The sequence below is a fragment of the Micromonospora sp. CA-249363 genome (assembly GCF_050950185.1).
Lineage (GTDB): Bacteria > Actinomycetota > Actinomycetes > Mycobacteriales > Micromonosporaceae > Micromonospora.
Genome location: NZ_CP192020.1, coordinates 2,600,472 through 2,623,868, shown reverse-complemented (window position 1 = coordinate 2,623,868; position 23,397 = coordinate 2,600,472). Strand labels below are relative to the sequence as shown.

The window sequence follows — 23,397 nt, the reverse complement described above, 5'->3', positions numbered from 1 at the left end:
TCGGGTATGGCTCGTCAGCGGAGGCCGCCGCTAGCGTCGACAGTCCTCGGACTGCTTCGCAGCCTGAGGGACAGCAGGCTCAGCCTGAGCAACGCGCTCAATGCGATGGACTGGGTATCCCTGATTCTTCTGGTAGGTGAACGTGACGGATCGCTCCGCACTGCTGATCGGCATCCCCTCCTGCGACGACAACCTCTTCGCACCGATGCCTGAGGTCGTGAGCGCCGACATCCACCGGATGTCCGACGCGCTGAGCCAGTCGGGGTACGAAATCCGCCACTGCGGTGTGGGCGACAGCTCTGGGCAGGAGCCGACCGGCAATCGGATCCGGGCGGCAGTCTCAAGGGCGCTGCGGGAGGCATCGCCTGGCGGATTGCTCGTCGTGTATTTCTCCGGACACGGCGTTGTGGTGAATGGGCAGAGTTGGCTAGTGCCGCAGGACGCATACGCAGGACCGGCAGGTCCGGAAGTGGGGAGCCTCGTCCCTGTGGTGCCGCGGGAACTTAGTCACTGCCAGGCCCGCCTCGTCCTGTTCATCATCGACGCATGCCGAAACGATCTCGCGGACTCACTGTCGACGCCTTGGGAGCGGGGGCAGCTGCCGATCCCGGAGGACGGCGCATTCGTCCTTTTCAACAGTTGCACCGCTGGGGAGCGGAGCCTGCATGGTGACGACGGCAGCTTCTTCACTCAGGCGCTAGCCGAGGTGCTGGACCGCCGCCACGAAGCCCGTACGCTCGAGGCGATCCGCACGGCGGTGACCCATCGGCTCGCCCGGAAGGCCGCACGTACCGACGGTCTAGAGCAAACACCGGAGATGGTCATCGCTCAACGCGGCATCGCTCGCGATGGGGTCGAGGCATTAATCATCTGCGAAGGTGACCCGGTCAGCACAGCCTGGCGCAGGGCCGTGGAGTCGTCCCCGTTGTGGCGGCGGGTCGAGATGACGAACACCGACGCCAGCGAGATCCGCCTGGCGGTGATCGAAATCGTCGATGACTGCGCAACGCGATGGCTGGAATGCCGGGAGCATCTAGCGGATCGCACGGGCATGCGCGACTCTTGGTCGGCGCAGGATTACCCAGTCCGGATGCTCGCCGCCATCGAGCTATGCCTCCCCGAGCGGGCAACCTTGACGTCCGGCGAGGTCGCAGTCGCGGTGGCGGCACCCTTCCTCCGGGAGCTCGGGCTGAGCGCCGGCCTCCGGTTGGCCGCCGGCATCAAGCCACAGGACTTTACCCGGACCTACCGGGACGGTCCCCGCAGCGATCTCGAAATCACGCACGCGATGCACGAGCACGTCTGTCGTCGCGCCGAGGGCCTCGCCAGGCGAGGGCAGACCGAAGCACGGGATGCGCTGGCCGCATGGCTAGTGCATCGCTGGCTGGCCGGCCGGGCGTCGCTGTGGGACGACTCCCACATGTCCAAATCGCTACAACAACTCGCCGCCGCCGTCGTGAGGCATGGCGGCAAGGCAAACGTCACCGCCCGCGAGTTGTTCTCTCAACTGCGGGTTCTCGTTCGCGGGATCGATGGCGACCCAGCGGACCGCCGCCTAATCGAGGGCCTGCACGCTCATATCTTCGATCGCCGCCTGCGCTCGTTGGCCGCGGTGCTGTGGCTCGCCGGCGTCATGGCGGCGGATCCCCGCCGGATGCCGACCGTGGTAGTCGACCATGTTGGCGTCGGCTCGGAGCTGCCCTTGTCCGCACTGCATGCGGCCACGGTAAAGGCAACCTGGCACCGCACCGGAGATGAGCTCGCGTTGACCGCAGTATGCGACCACCCGGCACTCTACGCGGCCTTCGAAGGACTGGTCAGACGTGCCGACGAGGCGCGTCGAGTGCTATCGGGCCTCGAGCTCGACGAGCAGTTCAACCGCAGTTTGCCGGCCACGTTCTCATCAGCCAACGTCCGCGCGGAGATCAACGAAGGCACGCCCGCATTCGACACTCCGCTGCTGCAGTTTCGGCTGTCCGACGACAAGGTGCGCGAGCTGCTGATGGGTCGTCAGCTGTACGGCGAGCCAGAATTGGCGATCCGCGAGCTTTACCAGAATGCTCTCGACGCCTGCCGATACCGCCGGACCCGTCGGGCATATCTCAATAGGGTGGACGTGCCGACCACGACCTGGACCGGCCGAATTGAAATTCGCCAGGGCGTCGCCGCCGACGGACGTGAGTTCATCGAGTGCACGGACAACGGCGTCGGGATGGGCAAGGACGTTCTTCTCAGCACCTTCGCCAACGCGGGTGAAAGATTCGTTTACCGGCCGACGTTTCGGGCCGAGTACGCCCGCTGGCAGGAGCTCGAGCCACCGCTCCAGATGGTGCCAAACAGCCAGTTCGGCGTGGGCGTCTTCAGCTACTTCATGCTAGCCGAGGAAATCACGATCGCGACCAGGCCGATTGGTGAGGACGACGTCGTCGCCCAGCACGGCTATAGCGTCCGTATCGCTAGCAGCGGCAGCCTCTTCCAGATCACTCCCTCGACGGACATGCCTGGCGGCGGCACCCGGGTGCGGCTGTACCTGACTGGCGAGGACCGCATCTCGGTGCTTCGCACGCTACGTCGACTCCTCTGGGTTGCCGAGTTCGAGGTCGACGTCGCCGAGGAGGAGGGGTCAGCCGAGGTTTGGCAACCGGAGGAGCTGCGCTACCCCTCCGCCACGGTGACGCCACTCAAGCACGGCACGGACCTGTGGTGGGTGTCGGGCGACGGCGGCCTGGCAGCCGACGGCGTACGGACCAACGAGAAGCGGCACGGGTTGGTGGTGAACCTGCGCGCGGCACGGCGCCCCCAGTTCACGGTGGACCGCAACCGGCTCCGGGAATGGGACCGGGAGTGGATCAAAGGTGAAATCCAGGCGTCGCTGCCCGCGCTAGAGGAGTGGCCCGGCCTTACCCTGCCTTGGCTGTGGCGCGTCACCAACAAGACACCAATGGTGGCAGAGCAGGTGTTCGACTGGCTAGTTGCGCACCGGCGACAGGTCCCAGTTGAAGGATCGTTTGCCCACGGCACGCTCGCCCCCATCGAGCGCATTGGTTGCCTCCCTGGTGACCAACTCCTCTTCAACGGAGATCTCCGCCCAGCCTTTTCGTCGCCCCGCGACATGTGGCTGTTGGCGTGGCGGGTCGGGGCCTGGAAGGGATCTCTGACCTTTGTCGGCATGGAATCCGTCCCGGAGGCGACGCGGCTCGACGGCTTCCCGGTCGTACGACCAGTAGACGCGGCCGTGCTCGACAAGGTCTACGAGGCAGGCCGACGGTACGCGAGCCCCAGCGCCTACGGGCAACCCTCGGTCGAAGATCTGGTCGAGCTCGCTACTGACGAGGACGAGCCTCCCGTGGCGCGATTACGTAGGCTCCGCCGCTACGCGATCACCGGCCTAGACGTCTCTGCCGCACGCGAGATCGCCCCTGTTCATTGTCGCTTCCAGGAAAACGGCGACACCCTTGGGGATGGCATGGAGCACCGCTCGCTGCTTCACGCCGTCGCCGCCTGGGCACCGCCAGACAGTCCGCCGCGCAAGGCCATCGGCCCCTTGCTAGCTCGCGCCTCCCTGGACCTGCACGCACCGCTGGGTGAGGTGATGCGCCGAGCCGCCGCCCTCGTGCCGGCCAATTGGATCTCGCCAGCCGACGTCGGCGACTTGCGCGATCAGGTATTCACCTGGAACGACCTCGAACTGTTCACCCGCGACCTCGACGGCGTGCCGCCGTGGGTCGGTTCAACGATCTCGCCGTCCCACATAGTCCGGGTAAGCGCGAAACTTGGTCGCAGCGTTTCCGAGGCTCTCGCGCTCTTTGACCGGTATCGACCCTTCGGCTACGAGGTGGTTGGCCGGCAGTCCTTTCCCGCCGATCTGCAGCAGGTCGAACATGAGGCCCTCACGTATGTGCACAGCTGGGGCGAGCAACTGACGGCATTGCATCTCTTCGTGCTCGGTGGCCGCGTCGGAGCGACCGTACGCCAGGTACGCGACGGTCTCACCCGGCTGGCAGGATTGGGCTTTCTACGGCTACCTCCACACGATCCTGAACCGGATGCGACGCCGACCGACGGCGAGCGCGTAGTAATCGGCGAGGACCTCCTGCTGTACGACTATGCAAGCAGCCGCCAAGTGCTGGCGACGGGATGGGCAGCCGTGCGCGCCATGGCACAAGCGATCGGGCAACGCCGTGTCTCCGGCTTCGCCGACCGGCTGGCCGAGCGACGTAGGCTCATGCGCATCGTGGACCCGAGCAGACCACTTACCCTGGCAGAGGTTGTCGACTTGGCCTTCGTGCTGGACTGTTCTCTCGCCGAGGCGGTCACGTACTACGCCGCCCTCTTCCCGGACACCGCGGACCTGTCGTCACTGTCTCCGGCGGTGATCCGGTCTGGCGCCACGTGTCACCGCTGGGAGGAACGAACCGCGCTGATTGGACACTGGGATGCCCTTCACTATGGCGTACACGATGTGGGGTGGGGGCTTACCGCAGCGGACATCGTCCGTGGGGCCGCTGGGGCGCGTCAGTCGGTCGCCAGGTTCCTCGGGTGGCTGGAATCGTTCCGTCCGCTGGGTGTCCCACTGCCGGTGCTCGATGACGAAGGGCGACAAGCACTGGACAGCCTGCCCACTGACCGTTACGACGTTGCCATGCTGCACCGAACGCAGGGCAATGGCCGTGTTCTCAACGTGGAGGTGGTCTCGGTGTTGTGGCTCGTCCAGGTGGCTGCGCGCTACGGCTGGACGGTGGCGTACTGCCACCGCAGGATGGCGCGGCTGGCGCCGCTCGGTTTGCGCCTGGGATATCAAGCAGAGGCATGCCCGGACGAGCTCGTCTCGTGGCAGGACCTGCTGGTCCTCACTCTTCATCGCGACGGCCAGGAGCCGGTCGTTCACGGCGTCGTCTCCGCAGACCACATTGCCGCTGTCTCTGCCGACATCGAGGAGTCCGTCGAGGCGGTCAAGGTACGGCTTGGCAGATTCGCCGAACTCTTCGAACTGCAACTCGACCCCACCGCCCGAATTTGATGGGAGGACGGTCCTTGCCCGAGCCGACATACGTCGACCATCACCGCAGCATCGAGTACCAGCAACAGGATTTCCGCGAGCGGTCCGCTGAATTCCGGATCACGAAGCTTCAGAACGGACGCCGCATCGAGGTCACCGGCGCATGTCCCGGCTGCGGCGGTTACACGACGACGACGTGGAGCTATGGCAGCGGCAACGGCTATAAGGGCTTCAGCCCGCGCCGCCGTAAGCCTGACGAGCCAACCGACACCCTGCGAACGGTGTGCTGCGACTGCGGGCACGGCCACGCCAGTCGCCCGGAAACCGACCCGTTCATCGGCTGCGGCGCCTACTGGCAGGTGGATCTCGGATGAGCGCCGAACGCCTCTGGTGGGCACAGCGGGCACAGCAGCTCCGATACACGCAGCTCGACGTGGCCCGGCGCCAGGCCGAAACCTGGCGCACTGGGCTAGCCGGTCTCACCACGCTGCTCGGTGCCGTGCTAATTATCAAGGGTCGAGACAACGTGAACTCCCTAGTGAAGCCCTACCCGTGGGTGGTCTTGACGCTGTTCCTCGTTGCGGCCGCGACCCTGGTGCTTGCGACGCTCTCGGCGATCCGTGCGGCGTCTGGCGTCCCGGGCGATGAATGCCTGCTTACCGGGGAGGACCTGGCACGGTGGACCGAGCGCGAGGTCCGCCAAGTCTACCGCTCCATCACAGCCGCCCGGCACATGACCGTATGCGGCCTATGCGCGATCGCGCTGGGCATCGCATTAGCATGGTTGGCTCCGACGGTCAGGCCCAATCAACCGGTTGTTCGAGTAACCTGGGGTTCGGAACATCTCTGCGGCAAGCTGCTCACCATCAGTGACGGCTCGCTACGAGTTGGCCAGCGGGATCGGTACTACATCATTCCTTTGAGTTCAGTCGTCCGCGTTGAAGTGGTGCCCGCTTGCAACGTGTGAAGGGCCGGCGCTTCCGGGGGTGGAAGTTACGACGCTGCGAGTCGCCATCGACCCTAGCCGCACTAGCGAGCCCAGCGGCATCGTGGTGCGTCCATGCGGTGGACGAGTCGATTTTGATCGTCAACTGCACAGGTGTGCCGGCGTCACGCGCCTGCGCCGCGGCCAGGATCCGATTCCACGTCCCATCGACCGTTTTGGGGCGCAACCGCTCATGGCAGGTCTTTCATGGTCCGAAGCGTTCCGGCTGGTCACGCCTCGTCGCACCCGTGCGCAGCTTCCACGAGATCCCATTGAGACCTGCCGTTGAGTCCGCCACCGCCCTCCGCACCACCAGGCTCAGGCAGCAGCGGCGCGATCACCCAGAACGGAAAGGGACGCATCGCCGCAACCGAAAAGCGCAACGAGCGATCCGCTACGTGACAGTGCATTCAATCTCGGGTGACAGCTGACGTGACCGGGCGGTGCCGGCTAAGGCATGCCACGCCACGGTGCCACATCCCTCCAACGCTTTTACCGATCACCTTAAGAAGTTCTTTTTAGCAAAGACGTAGCCGCCGTCCGCCGCAGAAAGCTAAAAGCGCCACGGCCGCTGAACGAGTTGACTGAGGAAGTTCCGACCTGCATCAGTTATAGGAACTCCTGAGTTTTTGATGTTCCATGCAACAACTTCAGGGCTCACGCCGTACTTCTCTGATAGACGCTTAACAACACGCTTTGGCTTATCCGGAGACTGCTGGTACGTCTCACCGGCAACTTGCTGCGGTAGTAGGAACTCGGCGGCGAAGGCACGGGCACGAGCCTCCACCACCGTGGACTCTTGACCACGCAGCACCTCTGCAATAGGAAGTGAACCGCCACGGTCGAGCAGCAAGTGGCAGAGTTCGTGCGCGGCAGTCGTTCGTCGTCCAGCACTACCCTGAGCATGCACTCCATAGGTATTGATAAGGACACAAGGCCCACGTTTAGATCCCCACGCTGCGATGGCATCAACGGAGCGGATAGACTTTAGCTTGACATGCTTAACTAAGACGCCATACTCCATCAACATTCGCTCGGGGTCGACCGGAGCGTCCAACGGTAATTCCAAGAATTTTCGAAGCCATCGAGCAGCCTCAAGCCCTTGATCAAACGCGAAAACATGGCCGGCTATTTGCGCGGGCGCTAGCTCGGATAGCCTGTCTAGGTCATCGGTAGCCGAGCCCGGAATGGGTCCGATAAGCGAGACAATTTCGGCGACATGCTCAGGCGCAAGCCCGGCTGACAAGCGCGCTGCTGCCAGAAGCTCGCTCTTGGACGGGTCGGGATCCGCCAATGAAAAGGCGTCAATTTGAGCAAGCTCGAGGCGAAATTCCTCCGATGCTTCCTCAATAAGCCGAACGTCCTCACTACTGAGTCCGGTGACAATTTCGGCTGCCTCGTGGCTAGTCAGGCTCCATTTGGATGACCACGCCCTTATCGCTTCACGTGCGGCTTGGTCGTTGAAGCGCTCAAGCCCTTCGACCAGCTTTATGGCAAGGGATTCGAGCGGACCCAAAAGGTTTTCAATGCTATACCTACTAGCGTCATCCTCCCGCAATATCCATCCATACGCCCCCTCTCTAGCCAAGACGACGGAAGGCAGGGCACCCGCCGAACTCATCTGACTTAGATCGTGTCCGAACATAAAGTCGTTGAACGACAGTTCAAGGCTCCGTCGAAGGGCGCGAGGGGCTCGGCTCCGCTTTCGGTCGAGGTCGTCACGTATGTCCCGAAGACTGCCGAAAGGTAGATCCAGGGGAAGTCCTTCTTCCCACGAAAAGTACGCCCAAGAACGTGCCAGGAAACGCAGAGCTTCCCTCGCGTCAAGTACGGCTCCGGAGGCCTCATCACCCCAGACGTAGCTCCCAGCGATCGCCAGCCGAATTGCGACGCACGGAGACAGCGGAGCGTCGGCCTGCTCATCGAGTTCGGATGGATCGGAGGCCCACTGAAGTTCTATCCAAACGGCCTTAGAGTCTTGAGTGCCACGGTGCTGCTCAGTACCTGAAACGGCAAGGTTGGCGTCGGCAGGAGGAAGCCATGTATCAGGCAACTCGCTCGCCGTAATTGATTTAATCTCAAAGTCGACTGATTCGAGGGACCGCCTCACTGCCCAGACATGCGGACCGGACGGTTTGAGTATCGCATCGCGGAGGCTGATGCGGCCAGCAATCAAGTCTCGCATGCGGCCAGCGCTTTGAGGAGCATAAACGTACCATTCTGATTCGTCGTCTTCGTCGACAAAAATCGATAGGTAGTATTGCCCTAATTCATTCACGCAAGCAAAAAGTTTGGGTCCGTCGTATTCGACGAAGATGTCGGTGATCGACAGGACTCCAAGTTGTGTACCGAGGGGCGGGACATCACTCATCATCTACCGCCTCAAAAAAGGAGCTCGGCTCGATATTGGTGGGAAACCACCAGCTTGCATGTGATTTCAAGATTTCGTGAGCATGGGGAAAGTAACTGGGAGTGACTTGCGTTACTCCGCAAATCGGGCTCAATGCGCCTACCACCAAGCGTCTTTTCCTGAAACCCGGCACAAGCACAATTGCTCGTTGCGCATCTGTGAGATTTCCGTACAGCGAAAGCGCCGACGCTTGACACATTTTGTTCGGCGGAAAAGGCTCGGCCCTAGGGAGGTCTCGAGGGCGTCGAAAGTCTCGCTTTGTTAGCGGCAAGGCCTTGACAACGCGGTAGTAGCTGCCGGTAGCCGGCACCGCGGCGGCAGGCGGACACAGCTCGGGAAGATCATCTGCCCACTCGTAGGTGCGCTGTCGCTGCTCGGTCACGGCTTGGATAGTGGCACACGCAACAAGTTTCGTGGCAGGGGGTAACCGGCGCACTTGTGCCCAAGCCTCTGCCGGCTGCACTCGCCACCTGTTCGGCCTGCGAGACGGCATCCACCAACCGGCTCCGACTAGCTGCCGCTGGGCTGGTGACCGCAGCCGTGTGTCCATATGACCAGCGTAACGGCAGATTCTCCGCCGCTGGGTGGACTGCTACAACCAAGCAACGGTCGAGGCCGATCACCGAGGAGGACGCCAGCCGTCAGAGCCCCACGATGCCTTAGGCGACTTCGAAGAGTGCGAGTCTGTAGCACCTTCTGCGAAAGCAGGTAAGTCCGAGCAAATAGGTCGATTCGGCAGAGTGGCGTATTGATCGCCTTAGAAGGCCTGCGGTGTGCGCGTATGCGAGCACATGTGCATCGGCAGATAAGGGTGGCTGAATTACGACATGCGATGCTGAGCAAACCCTCGTCTGCCGTCCGAACTATACTGGCACTAGATCAAGCCTTGGCCGGACTCCCGCCGTCTACCGGCATGTAGCAGTCGCTGAGCAGCCCCACGGCCACCTGATCCAGTGCCTTGGTCGTGGTGAGTCTGACGGTGATCGCCGTACTCGGGTCACGAGCCGACAGCGACCCGCGGGTGCCGTCGGCGAAGCTACGGTCCTCGGTGATCTCGTAACCCTGCTGCCGCAGCGCATCCCGTACCCGGTTCAGTGTGGTGAGCTGCTCGGCGGGCGCCACCCGCAGGTTCGCGGTGGCGCCGAGGTACCAACGGCCGTCGTCGGCGGTCTCACCGCCACGCCCTTCACACGGCACCGTGTTAGTGCTCCAGCCCTCGAGTGGGCCGTCGGCAAGATCGGCAACCACCTGGGCTCGCGTCTGCACCAACTGAAGCACCTCGTTCACCGGCTTCTGCTGCAACGCCTCATCCTTACTCTCCGGTGGGTCGCTACCGCCGCCCGTGCACGCGCTCAGGGTCATCGTGAGCGCGATGACGGCGAGCAGCCTGCGCGCGGGCCTCTTGATGGTGCAGACCGTCACGGCGCCTTCCCCTGTTCGAGTAGGGCGGCGTCGTAGTCGCCGATGATGACCGCTACCTGTGAGTTCAGGGCCTGACTGTTCGGCGTCCAATAGCCACTGTGTCCCGAGGTATCGACGTGGAAGACATTGGCACCGAACTGCGGGTCGTGGGGCGCCGGCCCGTGGATCCCCACGGCGCCTTCGGCAACCCACCCACCAACGAGCGGCACACCGGTGAGCCAGCCGGCGTTCTCCTCGGGTCGGGCGACGAGGGTGTCATCGCTGGCGGCACCGACCCAGACGTGCCGAGGGTCGACGTTGAGTTCGCTGGCGGTGTCGACGCGCATGCCAGGGCTTCCGACGGCGATCATGTCGTCGGCAGCGAGCCCGTTACCGGTGCTGGCCGCCTCGCCCAGTACCGTCGAGCCGTAGCTGTGCCCGATGACGGTCAGGTGGGATGGGCTTCCGTCGTGTGCGGCCCGCAGCCCGTCGACGAACCCGTCGAGCGCTCGCGCGCCCGCCTCGGACTTTCCGCCGAAGGGCGCCGTGACGATGTCGGTGTCCGCGGATGGTGTGTCGTATCCGAGCCACGCCACGACCGCTACGGGCGGCCCCCCGGGGTTGAGCGCGATCGCGGTGTCCTGCAGGAGACTTGCCCTGTTGATCAGGCCGCGAATCCCCGCGAGCTCCGTGCCTACACCAGGGACGAGCACCGCAGTATTCCCCGCAGTGTCGGGATTTCCGAGGGCGACCGCAGCCTTCCCATCCCGGCTGGGATCGACCGACAACAGGTATAGGCGCTCGTCCGGCGCAGCGTTCTCGGCACCTTCCAGCTTGTCCAGCAGCATTAACGCGGCCGCGTGCTGGCGGCTGTCCAGGTCCTGTCGCTGGTTGACGTTGTCACCGATGAAGGTGCGCAACGCCAACTGGTTGGCGGCGTCCCGGTCCGTCGCGGGCAGGCCGTCAAGGGCACCCAACCGCTCGGGGTACGCCGCCAGGTAGACCTGCCGCTCATCACCCGACAGACCACTCCACCAGCTCCGTACGCCTGCGGGATCACTGCCCAGCGCGGGGATGTCGGACTCACTGAGCCCCAGGGCAGTCGCAGCCTCACGGGCACCGTCACGAGCCTTGTTGTATTCCCACGCGTACTGGCCCGGCATGCTGGCCTTCAACCGGCCGAGCACCCGAGCGATCCGATCGTCGACCTCCGTGGCCTCCTGAACGATCTTGACGATCAAGTCACCGTAGATTCGCGCGTTCTGCAGATCCCGACGGTGCAGCAGTTCCGCGTCCGGGTCGTTCCAGTCACCTCGGTCCGTTCCTCGGGTAGAGACCCGGCCCGTCCCATCGACACGCAAGCCCAGCGAGGCAGCAGCGTCTACCGCGGCATCGAGGCGCCGCTGTAGCTCTTCAAAGTCCTCCGCCGCCCCTCGGAGCACGCTCGCAGCGGTCCGGGTCTGCAGGCAGGCGAGGCCTACGTCGACAGCGACTACGTCCTGGTCGACGAACTCGGCCGCCCACAACGCACCGACTGGCTGCGTCGCCGGGTCTACAAGCTAATGGCCAAGGTCGGCGTGCGGAAGGTACGGCCCTACGACGCCCGTCACGCCTGCCTGACCTACCTCGCCGGCGCTAAAGTGCCCGATGTCGTGCTGGCGGCCTGGGCCGGCCACGCCGACGGCGGCACGCTCGCCAAGCGGGTCTACGTCCACCCCGACAACAGCCACCTCCAGGTGGCGGCCAAGCACCTCGAATCAGGCCTGTTCGGGTAACTCCAGCGCCCCAAATTCAGCAGTACGGGCGTACGTGAGAAATTGTGAGACGAAACGGCAAAAGGCCCCGACTCACCGAAGTGAATCAAGGCCTCTGAACTGCCGAAACTCTGTCGGGACGGCCGGATTCGAACCGACGACCCCTTGACCCCCAGTCAAGTGCGCTACCAAGCTGCGCCACGTCCCGCCCCCGCAGAGTTCCCCCTGCGACAGCCGGTACAGCTTAGCGCAGCACTCTCGCCCCGTCCGCACAGGCCCCACCCGCGTCGTCGAGGCAGCGAACCACCCCACAACCCCTAAAGCGTCCTAGGAGGGTGGGCCAGGAGAGAGCCTGGCCCACGCCTTCAAAAGGTCAGCCGTGCGCCTTGCCGCGGCCACCCGGGCCGAGCTTCTTGCGGGGGCGTACGGAGATCTCAATGGGGCTGCCCTCGTACCCGAACTCCTCGCGGAGCTTGCGCTCGACGAACCGCTGGTATCCGGCGTCGAGCGGGCCCGTGGTGAAGAGCACGAACCGCGGCGGCGCGACCCCTGCCTGCGTGGCGAACAGGATGCGGGGCGCCCGTCCACCGCGCACCGGGTGCGGGGTGGCCTGTACGAGCGCGGTGAGCCACTGGTTGAGGTGCGCGGTCGGTACGCGGAGTTCCCAGCTCGCCAGGGCCTTGTTGAGGGCCGGGGCCAGCTTGTCGACGGCGCGGCCGGTCATGGCCGACAGGTTCAGCCGGATCGCCCAGGGGATGCGGCGCAGCTCCCGGTCGATCTCCTTGTCCAGGTAGTACCGGCGGTCGGTGTCGACCAGGTCCCACTTGTTGAACGCGATGACCAGCGCGCGGCCGGCCTCGGTCACCATCGTGAGGATCCGCTGGTCCTGCTCGCTGATCGGCTCGCTGGCGTCCAGGAGCACGACGGCCACCTCGGCGGCCTCGATCGCGCCGGCGGTGCGCAGGCTGGCGTAGTACTCGGTGCCGCTGGCCTTGCCGACCCGCTTGCGCAGACCGGCGGTGTCCACGAGCTGCCAGGTCTGGCCGCCGATCTCGACGAGGCTGTCGACCGGGTCCACTGTGGTGCCGGCGACCGAGTCGACGACGGCCCGGTCCTCGCCGGAGAACCGGTTGAGCAGGCTGGACTTGCCGACGTTCGGCCGGCCGACCAGCGCCACCCGGCGCGGCCCGCGCGGCCGGTTCTCGACGATCGCCGGGGCTTCCGGCAGCGCGGCGAGGATGGCGTCCAGCAGGTCACCGGAGCCGCGCCCGTGCAGCGCGGACACCGGGAACGGCTCGCCGAGGCCGAGCGACCACAGCGACACGGCTTCCATCTCGATGGAGTTGTTGTCGGCCTTGTTGGCCACCAGGATGACCGGCTTGGCGCTGCGGCGCAGCATCTTCACCGCGGCCTCGTCCACGTCGGTGGAGCCGACCATCGCGTCGACCACGAAGAGGACCACGTCGGCGGTGAGCACCGCCGTCTCGGCCTGCGCGGCGATGGCCGCCGCACGGTCCTTCGCGTCCGGTTCCCAACCGCCGGTGTCCACCACGGTGAACGACCGGCCGTTCCACTGCGCGTCGTACGGCACGCGGTCCCGGGTCACGCCGGGAACGTCCTCCACGACCGCCTGCCGGCGGCCGATGATCCGGTTGACGAGCGTCGACTTGCCCACGTTGGGACGGCCGACGACCGCCACCACCGGTTGCGGGCCGGTCGGCTCCTCGACGACGAGGTCAGGCTCGCGCAGCTCAACCCAAGAACCCTCGCTCATGCCACTCCCCGCTCGGTGAGCAGGTCACGCAGTCGGGCCACGACCTGGTCGATGCCCAGTTCGGTGGTGTCCAGCACGACGGCGTCCGGCGCCTGGGCCAGCGGGTTGACCTTGCGGGTCGAGTCGAGCCGGTCGCGGCGGGCCAGGTCGGCGGCGGTGGCCTTGACGTCGGAGGCGTCCTCGGCGCTGCGCCGGGCCGCGCGGGCCGCCTCGGAGGCGGTCAGGAAGACCTTCAGGTCGGCGTCCGGCGCCACGACCGAGCCGATGTCCCGGCCCTCGACCACCATCCGGCCCGCGTTGACGATCATCTCGCGCTGGCGGGCGACCAGCAGCTCACGGACGGCCGGCACGGCGGCGACGGCGGAGACCGCCTGGGTCACCTCGGGCCCGCGGATGTCCGCGTCCACGCTCACGCCGTCGACGGTCACGCCGTACCCCTGGGGGTCGGTGCCGATGCGCAGGTCCGTCTCGCCGGCGACCTTGGCCACCGACGCGGCGTCCGTGAGGTCCACGCCGGAGCGCAGCACGGCCCACGTGATCGCCCGGTACATCGCCCCGGTGTCGAGGTAGCGCGCACCGATGCCGGCGGCGAGCCGCCGCGACACGGTGGACTTACCCGAACCGGACGGCCCGTCCACAGCGACCACACATCGCTCGGCCCGTACGTTTTCCTCCACCGTGTCCTCCTCAGCCCGTACCTCGCGGATCGCCCGGTGCTCTGACGCCGCAAGCGGTTGTCCATCGTCATCCATCATGCCCGGGGCCCGTGGCGGACCCACGCGCGACGCCGCCCGACGCGACGCACGCCACCTCCGGCGGCCGCTCCCCGGCCGCTGCGGAGCCTACCGGCAGCCGTACCCCGAAGGCCGGGGGTCAGTCGCCCACCGCGCGGAACAGGGCGGCGACCTCCGCGTTGGTCAGGCGCCGCAGACGCCCGGTGCGCAGGTCGCCCAACCGGATCGGACCGATGGAGGTACGCACCAGACGGGTGACCGGGTGCCCGACCTCGTCCATCAACCGCCGCACGATGTGCTTGCGCCCTTCGTGCAGGCTCAGCTCCACCTGGGCGCTCTTGCCCAGGGTGCCGACCACCTTGAACGAGTCGACCTTGACCGGCCCGTCCTCCAGCTCGACGCCGGCGAGGAGTCGCTTGCTCAGGTTGCGCGGGATCGGCCCGACCACCTCGGCCAGGTACGTCTTCAGCACCTCGTACGAGGGGTGCATGAGCTTGTGCGCGAGGGTGCCGTCGTTGGTGAGCAGCAGCAGGCCCTCGCTGTCCGCGTCGAGCCGCCCGACGTGGTACACCCGCTGGTCCAGCCGCCTGCCGATGAAGTCGGCCAGCTCGGTGCGGCCCTTGTCGTCCGCCATGGTGGTGACCACCCCGCGCGGCTTGTTCATCGCCACGTAGACGAGGCGGGTGTCGACCTGGAGGCGCTCACCGTCGACGTGGATCACGGCCTTGGCCGGGTCGACCTTGTCGCCGAGCTTGGCGACCCGCCCGTCCACGGTGACCCGGCGCCGGAAGATCAGGTCTTCGCAGGCGCGCCGGGAGCCCACGCCGGCGGCGGCGAGCACCTTCTGCAGGCGTTCCGCGCCCTCGTAAACGGGAGCGTCGGGCTTCGGGGAACGGTTATCGGGTCGCATCAGCAAGCTCTTCTACGTCGTCGGGCAGGAAGGGTGCGAGGGGTGGCAACTCGTCGACGGTGTTCAGCCCGAGCTTCTCCAGGAACAGCGTGGTGGTCCGGTACAGGAACGCCCCGCTGTCCGATTCGGTGCCGCACTCCTCGACGAGACCGCGAGTGACCAGCGTACGGATGACGCCGTCGCAGTTGACACCCCGGATGGCCGAGATCCGCGACCGGGTCACCGGCTGCTTGTACGCGACCACGGCCAGGGTCTCCAGAGCCGCCTGGGTCAGCCGCACGGACTGCCCGTCCAGGACGAACCGCTCGACGTACGTAGCGTATTCCGGCCGGGTGTACAACCGCCAACCGCCGGCGGCCCGGCGCAGCTCGAACCCGTTCCCGGCGGCCGTGTAACCGGCGGCGATCTCGTCGAGCATCGGCCCGATCCGCTCGGCGGGCTGTTCCAGCACCTGAGCCAGGACCAGCTCGCTGACCGGTTCGTCCACCACCAGGAGGATCGCCTCCAGCGCGCCGCGCAGCTCGGCGTCGAGCAGCTCGGGCGCGGGCTCCGGCACGACCGTCGCCCGCCGCCGCCCGGCCGCCTGCCGAGGGGGTACGTCCGGAGTCCCCGCCTGCGCGGCGACGACCGACTCAGTGGCGCTGTCCCGCACGGGCTCGGCGGGGCTGGCGGCCGCGACCGGCTCGGTGGTCTCCGACCCCTCAAACGTCCCGAACGCCTCAATCGGCTCGGCTGCCTCGGCGACGTCAGGCGCCGCAAGGGACTCCCCCGGCTCGGCGGAATCGGCGGCCTCCGCGGGCTCGGCGGACTCGGCGGACTCGACGGCCTCGACGGACTCGACGGACTCGGCGGGCTCGGCGGCCTCCGCGGGCTCGGCGGGCTCGACGGACTCGGCGGGCTCGACGGACTCCGCGGGCTCGACGACCTCCGGGTGGTCCTCAGGCGCCGACGCGGTTTCCGGGGCGGTCGGTACCGCTGGGCGGGGGCGTTCCCACGGGGGAACCCAGGCGGCGGCCTGGTCGGCCAGCGAGTCCCGGCGTTCCTCGTCACTCATCCCGCTCCACCCTCTGTCGCTCGCATCCCGGCGGCACCGCCGGTCTCCCCCGCCAGCTCCGGCCCGGCCGCCTCCGAACCGGCCGGCTCCGAACCGGCCGGCTCCGAAGCTGCCGGCTCCAGACCCGCCGGCTCCGCGCCGGGAGGCGCGTCGGACTCGGCCGCCGTGCCGGCGTACTCGTCGACGTGCAGCTCGGTCTCGCCGTCGGCGGGGCCGGTCCAGCGCACGGTCAGCTCCTCGAGGGCCTGCTCCTGCACGAAGGCCACCAGACCCTCCCGGTACAGCTCCAGCAGCGCCAGGAACCGCGCCACCACCTCGAGAATGGCCTCGCAGTCGGCGCAGAGCAGCGAGAACGTGGCCGTGCCGGCCCGGCGTAGCCGGGCGGTGAGGATCGCCGCGTGTTCCCGGACACTGACGCGGACCATGTGCACGTGGGCGATGGACACCTCCGGCGCCGCCTTCGGGGTCATCGCCTTCACGGCCAGCTTCAGCAGCCGTTGCGGGCCGATGCCGAGCACCAGGTCGGGCAGCGCCTCGGCGTAGCGGGGCTCCAGACTCACCGCGCGGGGGTACCGACGGCCACCGACGGCCTCCAGCTCGGCGATGTGTGCCGCCGCCTCCTTGTACGCCTTGTACTGCAGGAGCCGGGCGAAGAGCAGGTCCCGGGCCTCCAGCAGGGCGAGGTCCTCCTCGTCCTCGACGTCGGCGGCGGGCAGCAGCCGGGCGGCCTTCAGGTCGAGCAGGGTCGCGGCGATGAGCAGGAACTCGCTGGCCTCGTCCAGGTCCCAGTCGTCGCCCATGGCGCGGATGTAGGCGATGAACTCGTCGGTGACCGTGTGCAGGGCCACCTCGGTGACGTCGAGCTTGTGTTTGCCGATGAGTTGCAGCAGCAGGTCGAAGGGGCCGGTGAAGTTGGCCAGTCGTACCGTGAAGCCGCTGGGCTGCGCACCGTCGACCACGGCCGGATCGGCGGTGTCGGGCGGGTCGAGGGGTGGCGCGGTCACCGCACGACCGTAGTCCACGAGGCGGGCACCGGGACGTCCGGCTACCGCTCCGACTGGGCGGCGATCACCTCGCGGGCCAGCTGACGGTAGTTGCGCGCCCCGGAGGAGGCCGGGTCCATCGTCGTGATGGGGGCACCGGCCACGGTGGACTCGGGGAACTTCACCGTCTTGGTGATGACCGTCTGGTAGACCTTGTCGCCGAACGCCTCGACCACCCGCTGGAGCACCTGGCGGCAGTGGGTGGTGCGGCTGTCGTACATGGTGGCGAGGATGCCTTCGAGTTCCAGGTCGAAGTTGAGCCGCTCGCGGACCTTGTCGATGGTGTCGAGCAGCAGGGCCACACCGCGCAGGCTGAAGAACTCGCATTCGAGCGGGATGAGCACGCCGTGCGCGACGGTCAGCGCGTTGATCGCCAGCAGGCCGAGTGACGGCTGGCAGTCGATCAGGATGTAGTCGTACTCCTTGCGGACCGAGCGCAGCACCCGGGCCAGGGCCATCTCGCGGGCGACCTCGTTGACGAGCTGGATCTCGGCGGCGGAGAGGTCGATGTTGGCCGGCAGCAGGTGCAGGCCGGCGACGTCGGTCTTGATGAGGACGTCCTCGGCGGTCACGTCGTCCTGCATGAGCAGGTTGTAGACGGACAGGTCGAGGTTGTGCGGGTTGACCCCCAGGCCCACCGAGAGCGCGCCCTGCGGGTCGAAGTCGACGAGCAGCACCTTGCGGCCGTACTCGGCGAGAGCGGCGCCCAGGTTGATGGTGGTGGTCGTCTTGCCGACGCCACCCTTCTGGTTGGCCATCGCGATGATGCGCGCCGGACCGTGCCGATCGGTGGGCATCGGCTCGGGGATGGGCTTGCGCATCGTGTAGGCGGCCGGGTCGGCCGGACCCAGATCGTTGCCGAGCGCGGCCTGCTGCTCGCGGAGCTCCGACGTCCACGTCTCGGCACGGTCACCGTTGCCAGCCATGTGCTCGTTGCCCCCTCCCGACGACCCACCCGGCGTCGGAGCCGTCCGACGTCCTTCGCGGCGCCGCTGCGCACCCCGGTCGTGTCGCCCCAGGAGGTCCGCGCCGATGCCGACTGTACGCCACCGACCAGCAGGGCGTTCGGCACCGGCCCGGCGTGTCGGGGCCGACGCCTGCCGGGGCGTTCAGTCGCGGGCGCGCGGGTGGGCGGTGGCGTACACCTCGCGCAGCCGTTCGACGGTGACGAGGGTGTAGACCTGGGTGGTGGTCACCGAGGCGTGGCCGAGCAGTTCCTGGACGACCCGGACGTCGGCGCCGCCGTCGAGCAGGTGGGTCGCGTACGAGTGGCGCAGGGTGTGCGGGGACACCGCCGACGGTCCGTCGACCGGCAGTCCGGCGCGGGCGGCGGCGTGCCGCAGGATCATCCAGGCGCCCTGGCGCGACAGCGCGCCGCCCCGGGCGTTGAGGAACACGGCCGGGGTGCCCCGGCCCGCGGCGGCCAGCGCCGGGCGGGCCCGGACCAGGTAGGCGCGGACCGCGTCGACGGCGTACCCGCCGATCGGCACGAGGCGCATGCGACCGCCCTTGCCGCGCAGCAGCACGGCGCCCTCGTCGACGTCCAGGTCGTCGATCGCCGCGCCGACCGCCTCGGAGATGCGCGCGCCGGTGCCGTACAGGAACTCCAGCAGCGCCCGGTCCCGCAGCGCAAGCGACGCGCCGTCGCCGGTCGCGGTGACCGGCCCGGCGGTCTCCAGCAGCCGGACCACGTCGTCGACTCCCAGCGCGCGGGGCAGCCGGCGCGGCGGGGTGGGCGGGCGGACGTCGCGGCTCGGGTCGGCGCCGGCCAGCCCCTCCCGCAGGGCGAACCGGTGCAGGCCACGGACCGCGCTGGCCGCGCGGGCGGCCGATGACACGGCCAGGGGCGGATGGTCGTCGTCGCCCGCGCGCAGGCGGGCGAGGTGCGACTCGACGACGCCGGGGGCGACCGACGCGAGGTCGGCGACGCCGGCGGCGGCGAGGGTGGTGAGGTAGCGGTCCAGATCCCGGCGGTACGAGGCGAGGGTGTTCGCGGACAGGCCGCGTTCGACGGTGAGGTGGTCGAGGTACCCGCGGACGGCACGACGCAGGGCCGGCGCGGGTTCGACGCCCGCACCGGCCCGCCTCATCGTGGAGTCGGTCAGCCCAGCACCTCGGCCAGCGGGAGCACGGGCATGCCGTGCGCCTCGGCGACCGGCCCGTAGGTGACCTGGCCGTCGTGGGTGTTGAGGCCCAGCGCCAGCGCCGGGTCGTTGCGCAGGGCGTCGCGCCAGCCCTGGTTGGCCAGTTCGAGGGCGTACGGCAGGGTGACGTTGGTCAGCGCGTAGGTGCTGGTGTTCGGCACCGCGCCGGGCATGTTGGCCACGCAGTAGAAGATCGACTCGTGCACCTTGTAGACCGGGTCGGCGTGCGTGGTGGGGCGCGAGTCCTCGAAGCAGCCGCCCTGGTCGATGGCGATGTCGACGAGCACGCTGCCCGGCTTCATCCGGGAGACGAGCTCGTTGGAGATGAGCGTCGGGGCCTTCGCGCCGGGCACCAGCACCGCGCCGATGACCAGGTCGGCGTCGAGGACGGCCCGCTCGATCTCGTACGCGTTGGAGGCGACGGTCTGCAGGTGCCCCCGGTAGATCGCGTCGGCCTGGCGCAGCCGGGCGACGTTCTTGTCCAGCAGCAGCACCTCGGACTGCAGGCCCAGCGCGATGGCGGCGGCGTTCATGCCGGAGACGCCGGCCCCGATGACCACGGTCTTCGCCGCGTACACGCCGGAGACGCCGCCGGGCAGCACGCCCCGACCGCCGCCGGTACGCATCATGTAGAACGCGCCCACCTGCGGGGCGAGCCGACCCGCCACCTCGGACATCGGCGCGAGCAGCGGCAGCGACCGGTCGGGCAGCTCCACCGTCTCGTACGCGATGCCGGTGACCTTCCGGTCCACCAGCGCGTCCGTGCACTCCTTGGAGGCGGCCAGGTGCAGGTAGGTGAAGAGGACCTGCCCCTCGCGCATCCGGTGGTACTCCTCGGCGATCGGCTCCTTGACCTTGAGCACCAGCTCTGCGGTGTCCCACACCTCGTCGGCGGTGGCGAGGATCTTCGCGCCGGCGGCGGCGAACTCCTCGTCGGTGATGCTGGAGCCGACACCGGCGCCGGACTCGACGAAGACCTGGTGGCCGCTGCGGGTGAACTCGTTGACGCCCGCCGGCGTGATCGCCACGCGGTACTCGTGGTTCTTGACCTCGCGTGGGATTCCGACCTTCACGATGCAGACACCTCTCTTCGGGGCTGCGTCACCCCGACCGCTCGGCGCCACGACGGCCCCATTGCCGCCGCGGTCCACCGGTCCCGCCGGCGGCAGTCTAGGCGCGTCCGGTGCCGCAACGAGCCAGCACAGTGGCATCCGGTGCCCGGGTGACCTGACGGAGTGTCAGGGCACGGACCGGGCCGGCGGTGGACGTCACCTCAGCCGTCAGGACAGTGTTCGCCCATTATCGTCCCATCTGCCGCGTGGCGGTACGGACAGCAGGCGAGTGGATCACTATTGTGTCCGCCCATGACCACTCCTCCTTACCAGCCCGGGTACGCCCCGGGCGTCTCCGACAAGAGCAAGGTCGTCGCGGGCATCCTCGGCATCCTGCTCGGCACCTTCGGTGCCGGTCGGTTCTACACCGGACACACCAAGATCGCCGTTCTCCAGCTCGTCGTGAGCCTGGTGACCTGTGGCGCCGGCGGCCTCTGGGGCCTCATCGACGGCATCCTGATCCTCGTCAACGGCGGCACGGACGCGCAGGGTCGCCCGCTGCGGGACTGACCATCCGCTCGGACATACAGAGGGGCCCCGCCGATGGCGGGGCCCCTCTGGCGCGTACTCGATGATCGGCGGGACCGGCGGCGGCGCTCAGCGCGGCAGCGGCGCCTCCGCCCGGCGCAGCGCCGCGAAGCCGGTGTCCCGGCCGCGCGCCGCCGCGAGCAGCCCGGCCACCGCGGACGCGTTGGTGATCTCGCCGGCCAGGACCATGCCGACCGCCTCGTCGAGGTCGACGCGGACGACCTGGAGGTCGGCCTCCTCGTCGTGGCGCTCGTGCCGCTCGTCGGCCGGCACGTCGACGAGGTCCCGGGCCAGGAAGACCCGCACGAGCTCGTTGGTGAACCCGGGCGAGCTGTGCAGGTCGACGAGCACGTCGATCCGCCCGGCGGTCAGGTCGGCCTCCTCGGCCAGCTCCCGCAGCGCGGCGGCCGGCAGCTCCTCGCCGGAGACGTCCATCAGCCCGGCCGGCAGCTCCCACAGGTGCCGGCCGACCGGGTGCCGGTACTGGCGGATCAGCACGACCTGGCCGGCGTCGTCGAGGGCCACCACGGCCACCGCCCCGACGTGCCGCACCAGATCCCGCCGAGCGGTACCGCCGCCCGGCATGGTCACCTCCTCGGTGACCACGTCGAAGATCCGCCCCCGGTAGCGCTCCTCGCGGGAGCGGACCTCGTACCGGTGCTCCAGCCCGCTCACGCCGTCGCCCCGCTGCTGGGCCTGCTGGTCCGCTCGCTCATGACGCCGACGCGGCCTTGGTGGCGACGCCGTTGCGGGCGGCCTTGCGGGCCGACGGGGCCTCCGCGGCGGCCTCGAGGTCGACCGGCAACTGGTCGGCCTGCGAGTACGCCACGGCGGCCTTGACGAACGACGCGAACAGCGGGTGCGGACGGGTCGGGCGGCTCTTGAGCTCCGGGTGCGCCTGCGTGGCCACGAAGAACGGGTGCAGGTCGCGGTCCAGCTCGATGAACTCGACGAGCCGGCCGTCCGGCGAGGTGCCGGAGATGTGCAGGCCCGCCTTGGTCAGCGCGTCCCGGTAGGCGTTGTTGACCTCGTAACGGTGCCGGTGCCGCTCGCTGATCTCGGTGCTGCCGTACGCCTCGGCGACGATCGAGCCCTCGGTCAACGTCGCCGGGTACGCCCCGAGCCGCATGGTGCCGCCCAGGTCGCCCTTGCCGGCGACGATGTCCTCCTGGTCGGCCATCGTGGCGATGACCGGGTGCGCGGCCTGCTCGTCGAACTCCAGCGAGTTGGCGCCGTCGAGGCCGGCCAGGTGCCGGGCCACGTCGATCGTCATGCACTGCAAGCCGAGGCAGAGGCCGAGCAGCGGGATGTTGTTCTCCCGGGCGTACCGGGCCGTGCCGATCTTGCCCTCGATGCCGCGGACGCCGAACCCGCCCGGGATGAGGATGCCGTCCACGCCGGCCAGGGCCGCCGCCGCGCCGGCCGGGGTGACGCACTCGTCGCTGGGCACCCACCTGAGCTGCACCCGGGACCGGTTACCGAACCCGGCCGCCCGGATCGCCTCGCTCACCGACAGGTACGCGTCGGGCAGGTCGACGTACTTGCCGACCACGGCGACGGTCACCGTGTGCCGGGGACGGTGCACCCGCTCCAGCAGGTCGTCCCAGCTCGCCCAGTCCACGTCCCGGAACGACAGACCGAGCCGGCGCACCACGTACGCGTCGAGGCCCTCGCGGTGCAGCACCTTCGGGATGTCGTAGATGCTCGGCGCGTCCGGGGCGGCGACGACCGCCTCGCGGTCGACGTCGCAGTAGAGCGACAGCTTCTCCTTGAGCTTCTCCGGGATCTCCCGGTCGCAGCGCAGCACGATGGCGTCCGGCTGGATACCGATGTTGCGCAGCTGCGCCACCGAGTGCTGGGTCGGCTTGGTCTTCAGCTCGCCCGACGGCGCCAGGTACGGCACCAGCGAGACGTGCAGGTAGAAGCAGTTGTCCCGGCCCAGGTCGTGACGGACCTGACGGATCGCCTCCAGGAACGGCAGCGACTCGATGTCGCCCACCGTGCCGCCGACCTCGGTGATGACCACGTCGGGCAGGACGCCGTCCTCGTCCGGGTCCGCCATGGCCAGGATCCGCGACTTGATCTCGTTGGTGATGTGCGGGATGACCTGGACGGTGTCGCCCAGGTACTCGCCGCGCCGCTCCTTGGCGATCACGTCGGAGTAGATCTGCCCGGTGGTGACGTTCGCCTTGCCGGACAGCGCCCGGTCGAGGAAGCGCTCGTAGTGCCCGACGTCGAGGTCGGTCTCGGCGCCGTCCTCGGTGACGAAGACCTCGCCGTGCTGGAACGGGTTCATCGTCCCCGGGTCGACGTTCAGGTAGGGGTCGAGCTTCTGCATCACGACGCGGAGCCCGCGCGCGGTCAACAGGTTGCCGAGGCTGGAGGCGGTGAGGCCCTTACCCAGCGAGGAGGCGACGCCCCCGGTGACGAAAATGTGCCTGGTCGTCCGTGCTGATGGGGCCAAGGCCTGCTCCCGTGTCGTCTGTCGCGGTCATGCAGACCGCCGTGCTCGATCAGCAAAGTGATCACGCGATCCACGGGATTCCACG

The 23,397-nt window shown here is 68.0% G+C and carries 19 protein-coding genes, 1 tRNA gene and 1 pseudogene; 5 read left to right on the top strand and 16 right to left on the bottom strand.

Features of this window, described 5'->3' with window-relative positions; translation table 11 throughout:
- Positions 1-136: 136 nt before the first annotated feature.
- Genes ACQPZK_RS12045 through ACQPZK_RS12035 form a run of 3 tightly spaced genes read left to right on the top strand, consistent with a single transcriptional unit; the run spans position 137 to position 5,966 of the window.
- Positions 137-5,020, top strand: a complete 4,884-nt coding sequence (locus tag ACQPZK_RS12045; RefSeq protein ID WP_433538360.1) for an HD domain-containing protein — start codon at positions 137-139, stop codon at positions 5,018-5,020.
- 14 nt (positions 5,021-5,034) lie between these two features.
- Entirely contained in the window at positions 5,035-5,373 is a 339-nt protein-coding gene (locus ACQPZK_RS12040) for a hypothetical protein (RefSeq protein WP_433538359.1), read from the top strand.
- Positions 5,370-5,966, top strand: a complete 597-nt coding sequence (locus tag ACQPZK_RS12035) for a hypothetical protein (RefSeq protein WP_433538358.1) — start codon at positions 5,370-5,372, stop codon at positions 5,964-5,966. The genes ACQPZK_RS12040 and ACQPZK_RS12035 overlap by 4 nt, the downstream gene beginning before the upstream one ends.
- A 70-nt stretch (positions 5,967-6,036) precedes the next feature.
- On the opposite strand, the pseudogene ACQPZK_RS12030 reads toward ACQPZK_RS12035, so the two are convergent.
- From ACQPZK_RS12030 to ACQPZK_RS12010, 5 genes and pseudogenes are all read right to left on the bottom strand, one after another.
- Positions 6,037-6,346: pseudogene (locus ACQPZK_RS12030) on the bottom strand (transposase); the annotation flags it as partial.
- 191 nt (positions 6,347-6,537) lie between these two features.
- Positions 6,538-8,358 carry a DUF6575 domain-containing protein gene (locus ACQPZK_RS12025; RefSeq protein ID WP_433538357.1) on the bottom strand — a complete coding sequence of 607 codons (1,821 nt, stop codon included), beginning with the start codon at positions 8,356-8,358 and terminating at the stop codon, positions 6,538-6,540.
- Positions 8,348-8,776, bottom strand: coding sequence for a hypothetical protein (locus tag ACQPZK_RS12020; RefSeq protein ID WP_433538356.1), 429 nt, complete (start codon positions 8,774-8,776; stop codon positions 8,348-8,350). The genes ACQPZK_RS12025 and ACQPZK_RS12020 overlap by 11 nt, the downstream gene beginning before the upstream one ends.
- A gap of 497 nt (positions 8,777-9,273) precedes the next feature.
- Positions 9,274-9,816: a hypothetical protein gene (locus ACQPZK_RS12015; protein WP_433538355.1), complete on the bottom strand. Its 543-nt coding sequence runs from the start codon at positions 9,814-9,816 to the stop codon at positions 9,274-9,276.
- The gene (locus ACQPZK_RS12010) at positions 9,813-11,321 is read right to left on the bottom strand and encodes an alpha/beta hydrolase (RefSeq protein WP_433538354.1); all 1,509 of its coding nucleotides are present in this window, start codon (positions 11,319-11,321) and stop codon (positions 9,813-9,815) included. The genes ACQPZK_RS12015 and ACQPZK_RS12010 overlap by 4 nt, the downstream gene beginning before the upstream one ends.
- Here ACQPZK_RS12010 and ACQPZK_RS12005 point away from each other — a divergent pair.
- A complete protein-coding gene (locus ACQPZK_RS12005; RefSeq protein ID WP_433539187.1) occupies positions 11,256-11,570 on the top strand; it encodes a tyrosine-type recombinase/integrase in 315 nt (104 codons plus the stop codon). The two genes, ACQPZK_RS12010 and ACQPZK_RS12005, sit on opposite strands and share 66 nt — an antisense overlap.
- Positions 11,571-11,683: 113 nt before the next feature.
- On the opposite strand, the gene ACQPZK_RS12000 is transcribed toward ACQPZK_RS12005, so the two are convergent.
- From ACQPZK_RS12000 to ald, 9 genes are all read right to left on the bottom strand, one after another.
- A tRNA-Pro gene (locus ACQPZK_RS12000) sits at positions 11,684-11,757 on the bottom strand.
- 165 nt (positions 11,758-11,922) lie between these two features.
- Positions 11,923-13,323, bottom strand: coding sequence for a ribosome biogenesis GTPase Der (gene der, locus ACQPZK_RS11995; RefSeq protein WP_433538353.1), 1,401 nt, complete (start codon positions 13,321-13,323; stop codon positions 11,923-11,925).
- Complete coding sequence (gene cmk, locus ACQPZK_RS11990; RefSeq protein ID WP_433538352.1) at positions 13,320-14,000, bottom strand: (d)CMP kinase; 681 nt, start codon at positions 13,998-14,000, stop codon at positions 13,320-13,322. Before cmk ends, der begins: the two co-directional genes overlap by 4 nt.
- Before the next feature lie 196 nt (positions 14,001-14,196).
- Positions 14,197-14,967 carry a pseudouridine synthase gene (locus ACQPZK_RS11985; RefSeq protein WP_433538351.1) on the bottom strand — a complete coding sequence of 257 codons (771 nt, stop codon included), beginning with the start codon at positions 14,965-14,967 and terminating at the stop codon, positions 14,197-14,199.
- Positions 14,954-16,021: an SMC-Scp complex subunit ScpB gene (gene scpB / locus ACQPZK_RS11980; RefSeq protein WP_433538350.1), complete on the bottom strand. Its 1,068-nt coding sequence runs from the start codon at positions 16,019-16,021 to the stop codon at positions 14,954-14,956. The genes ACQPZK_RS11985 and scpB overlap by 14 nt, the downstream gene beginning before the upstream one ends.
- Entirely contained in the window at positions 16,018-17,025 is a 1,008-nt protein-coding gene (locus ACQPZK_RS11975; RefSeq protein ID WP_433538349.1) for a segregation and condensation protein A, read from the bottom strand. Before ACQPZK_RS11975 ends, scpB begins: the two co-directional genes overlap by 4 nt.
- A gap of 41 nt (positions 17,026-17,066) precedes the next feature.
- Positions 17,067-17,990, bottom strand: a complete 924-nt coding sequence (locus tag ACQPZK_RS11970) for a ParA family protein (RefSeq protein ID WP_357120878.1) — start codon at positions 17,988-17,990, stop codon at positions 17,067-17,069.
- 183 nt (positions 17,991-18,173) lie between these two features.
- Positions 18,174-19,154: a site-specific tyrosine recombinase XerD gene (locus ACQPZK_RS11965; protein ID WP_433538348.1), complete on the bottom strand. Its 981-nt coding sequence runs from the start codon at positions 19,152-19,154 to the stop codon at positions 18,174-18,176.
- 11 nt (positions 19,155-19,165) lie between these two features.
- Entirely contained in the window at positions 19,166-20,281 is a 1,116-nt protein-coding gene (gene ald, locus ACQPZK_RS11960) for an alanine dehydrogenase (protein WP_433120255.1), read from the bottom strand.
- A 225-nt stretch (positions 20,282-20,506) separates the two neighbouring features.
- Between ald and ACQPZK_RS11955 the strand changes: the two genes are divergently transcribed.
- On the top strand, positions 20,507-20,830 hold the full coding sequence (locus tag ACQPZK_RS11955) for a TM2 domain-containing protein (RefSeq protein WP_433539186.1): 324 nt from the start codon (positions 20,507-20,509) through the stop codon (positions 20,828-20,830).
- Positions 20,831-20,917: 87 nt separating this feature from the next.
- Here the strand turns inward: ACQPZK_RS11955 and ACQPZK_RS11950 are convergent, their stop codons facing one another.
- The gene (locus tag ACQPZK_RS11950) at positions 20,918-21,523 is read right to left on the bottom strand and encodes an NUDIX domain-containing protein (protein ID WP_433538347.1); all 606 of its coding nucleotides are present in this window, start codon (positions 21,521-21,523) and stop codon (positions 20,918-20,920) included.
- A gap of 37 nt (positions 21,524-21,560) precedes the next feature.
- Positions 21,561-23,312 (bottom strand): CTP synthase, encoded by a 1,752-nt coding sequence (locus ACQPZK_RS11945; RefSeq protein ID WP_433538346.1) that lies wholly within the window; start codon positions 23,310-23,312, stop codon positions 21,561-21,563.
- Positions 23,313-23,397: the final 85 nt, after the last annotated feature.